We start from the raw sequence: 2,997 nt of genomic DNA on the forward strand, positions 1-2,997 counted from the left end.
GTCTCTGCTTGCCTGAACGTGGAAAACAAAGCCTATTGACATTTATTGATATGTTTATGCAGGAAAGTAACAACAGTCAAGAGTTTTTGCACAAACTGTATCGAGCGGAGGATTGGCTTATCCAGAACTATTATTATTGCCCTCTATGGCGCAATCATTTCACCGTGACTCGAGCGGACAACTTGTATGGCACAGAAACGAACAATATGGGCGTAATGTCTCTGGTCAATATGTGGTTGGAGTAATCGCTGGTATGGTAGTGTATCTGTAGCGATATGATTTGCAGTGTTTAACGGATAATTAAGGATAAAAATGGACTTTCACCTTTGGCTCGGCTTTGTCGCGGCATCGCTCATTCTTACCGCGACACCAGGGCCTAGCATATTTTTAGGTATTGCACATGCTCTCAGATATGGGCACAAACGCGTGCTATATACCGCCCTTGGGGACATCTCAGCTAACTTTATTCAAATGGTGTTAGTCGCCTTGGGTTTAGGTGTCATCCTTGCCAATTCGGTAGTGGCATTTACTGTCATCAAAGTCTTTGGTGTGATCACCTTGGTTTACATGGGGCTAAAAATACTCCTCGCTAAACCAGCACAAGTTGAGCACTTAAACCTCAACAACTCAGATTTACAGGCCTCAAACAAAAAGTTGTTTTACTCTGGCTTTTTAGTCGCGGCTGGCAATCCCAAAGCCATCCTATTCTTCTCGGCTTTTTTCCCGCAATTCATCAACCCCGACTTACCCGTATTCCCTCAACTCTTAGTGATGTGCCCAACCATGGCGTTGCTTGATTTCAGTTTAGTGATGTTTTATGCGTTTTCGGCCAGACGGATTGTTGATGCGAGCCGACTATCTCTTACCGCTGTGACCAGAGGAAGTGGTGCTTTACTGCTGGGAGCCGCAGGTATTCTAGCAGTTAAAGAACCCACTTAATCTCGACTGAGAACCGCGACCAAGATTGAACATACTGTGCCCAGCACAACCAATACACCTATTTAGCAACTCTCGGAGTAAGACACCTATGATCACTTTTTACGAACTGTGTGGGGACGATGGCTTAAAATTCAGTCCTTATTGTTGGCGTACGAAAATGTGCTTGATACACAAAAATATAGCGTTTGATACCACTGAGCTTTCTTTTGTCGACATTCAGGCTCAGTTTAAGGCGCAGTTTTCTACACTCCCCGCCATCAAAGATGGTGAAACGGTGCTCTCTGATTCGTTTAACATCGCTGATTATCTTGAGGCCCACTACCCTGAATCACCTTCATTATTTGGCGGTGAAAAAGGGCGTTTAATGGCACTTTTTTTCCATGAGTGGACAGCATCATTACATTCGGACATCGCCAAAATTGCCATCTTCGACATTTACTGCAAGCTTAAAGATCGCGATAAAGATTACTTTCGTTCCTCTAGAGAGAAACACTTTCAGGACAGCTTAGAAAATGTACAAAGCAACAACCAAGAGTTAGCAAAGGCCGACTTACTCAAAAAAATGAGAGTACTGGAATCTTATTTAGCTAAGACACGATACTTATCGGGCGATGCGCCCATGTATTCAGACTATATCGTCTATGGGACGTTGAAGTGGCTGCTGTCTACGAGTAACGCTTTCACAGGGGAAATGCTGACTAGCCATGTTTTGAATTGGTATGACAGCCTAGATAGGATTGGCACTGGAATTTAAACATGCTTTAAGACAACGATGGAAATGTGAACGCAACGCATAGTTTGCGTTTAAATTTATCGGATGTTACATATTGATTTGTTACAGTTTATTTCCGTATGTTGCTGTCAATATGCAATGTACAGAATAAATTTTCATTTCAAAAAAGTGCCACAGGATATCGTATTATGATAACTAAAGTTGTTCCTCTGATGTTGTTAGTTTCGTGTTCAAGCTTTGCATCAAGTGAGATTGTTGATAATTTTTCTCATATAGGATTTGGTTATAAAGGAGCTAGTTTTAAGTCGGGAGCGTTAAAACCTTACCTTAACGATAAGTATGACAATACAGAGAATAAGACGATGGGAGGGTTATACTTAGATGTCAGTGCTCAAGTTTTTGACTACGTATTCGTTGAAGGAAGAGCAGACTTTCTCACTCGATTTAGTTCGGAGGTAGATAGTTGGCAAGCTGGCGGAGGACTCATTGGGCGTTTGGGAGGGGCAATGGCAAGCTCTTTATCCTGTGGAGCAGTAAACTATCGTGCTGATAGTGATTACAGTTCACCATATTCCGAGCGTGGAACATACTGTCAAGCGATGGTTAGAAAACAAATAGCTAATCATTGGTTGATGGGAGTTTCCTATCAGCATGATTTCTTAGATCTAGCAAGAGATGAGTTTAAGTGGAATAACGTCTTTCAATTCGGCTCAGTGTTTGGCTTAGTTGCAAATTTAGAATATGCAGAGCGTGATGAGGCGGAAGTGAGCTATGAGCTTGGGTTGCAGTTCTCATTTTAACTTGCGAGGGTATATATTTTTAGAAGCTTCATTTTATTATTAATATATTATTTTGTTTTTCATAAGAGGCTAGACTTAGCCACCACTTGAAAGTCATCTCTGTATAAAATGGTGCCGACGTCTGAATGATGTAATGTCGCCACCTTTGTATCATATTCTTCTAATATATATTTTAGCTCATACATGAGTGATATATGTTTGACGCTTGAGTCTAAAAACCAAGAGATAGCATTGTCTGGCCATGACTTTGAGTGGAACGGTGGACATGGTAGTGATTCATTAAGTTGAGTGAAGATTTCTTTAATATGCACCTGATGGTACTCGTAAAGGATCAATCCGTCGACAAGCATCATTTGTGCTTGGGTAATGATACCATGAGTATGCTGGAGTCGCTTTTCCTCCTCCATACTGGCAATAAATCTTATAAACATTGGATTCCTTTATTACTATTTATTCATCTAGTTTAAGATTTTATCATTGATAATTTATCGTTGGACGATTTGAGAGTTAGCACAGAGTGTAAAT

General features: G+C 40.9%; 4 protein-coding genes and 1 pseudogene. 4 read left to right on the plus strand and 1 reads right to left on the minus strand.

Annotation, left to right across the window (positions count from 1 at the left end; genetic code table 11):
* The 4 genes and pseudogenes from AB4496_RS20600 to AB4496_RS20615 all read left to right on the plus strand — a co-directional run.
* Window positions 1-245, plus strand: a pseudogene (locus AB4496_RS20600) (ABC transporter substrate-binding protein); the annotation flags it as partial.
* A gap of 67 nt (window positions 246-312) precedes the next feature.
* Entirely contained in the window at window positions 313-939 is a 627-nt protein-coding gene (locus AB4496_RS20605; RefSeq protein ID WP_017082570.1) for a LysE family translocator, read from the plus strand.
* An 88-nt stretch (window positions 940-1,027) separates the two neighbouring features.
* Window positions 1,028-1,693 carry a glutathione S-transferase N-terminal domain-containing protein gene (locus AB4496_RS20610; protein WP_102258048.1) on the plus strand — a complete coding sequence of 222 codons (666 nt, stop codon included), beginning with the start codon at window positions 1,028-1,030 and terminating at the stop codon, window positions 1,691-1,693.
* Between the two features lie 167 nt (window positions 1,694-1,860).
* On the plus strand, window positions 1,861-2,472 hold the full coding sequence (locus AB4496_RS20615; RefSeq protein WP_017082572.1) for a hypothetical protein: 612 nt from the start codon (window positions 1,861-1,863) through the stop codon (window positions 2,470-2,472).
* A gap of 59 nt (window positions 2,473-2,531) precedes the next feature.
* Here the strand turns inward: AB4496_RS20615 and AB4496_RS20620 are convergent, their stop codons facing one another.
* Window positions 2,532-2,903: a hypothetical protein gene (locus AB4496_RS20620; protein WP_102258049.1), complete on the minus strand. Its 372-nt coding sequence runs from the start codon at window positions 2,901-2,903 to the stop codon at window positions 2,532-2,534.
* Between the last annotated feature and the right edge of the window lie 94 nt (window positions 2,904-2,997).

Origin of the sequence: Vibrio sp. 10N.222.46.A1, assembly GCF_041473595.1 — a bacterium.
GTDB lineage: Bacteria > Pseudomonadota > Gammaproteobacteria > Enterobacterales > Vibrionaceae > Vibrio > Vibrio tasmaniensis_A.

Excerpts from the sequence above, each read along its gene's own strand:
- AB4496_RS20610 (WP_102258048.1), top strand. The coding sequence starts at position 1,028 with ATGATCACTTTTTACGAACTGTGTGGGGACGATGGCTTAAAATTCAGT.
- AB4496_RS20615 (WP_017082572.1), top strand. The coding sequence starts at position 1,861 with ATGATAACTAAAGTTGTTCCTCTGATGTTGTTAGTTTCGTGTTCAAGC.
- AB4496_RS20620 (WP_102258049.1), bottom strand. The coding sequence starts at position 2,903 with ATGTTTATAAGATTTATTGCCAGTATGGAGGAGGAAAAGCGACTCCAG.
- AB4496_RS20605 (WP_017082570.1), top strand. The coding sequence starts at position 313 with ATGGACTTTCACCTTTGGCTCGGCTTTGTCGCGGCATCGCTCATTCTT.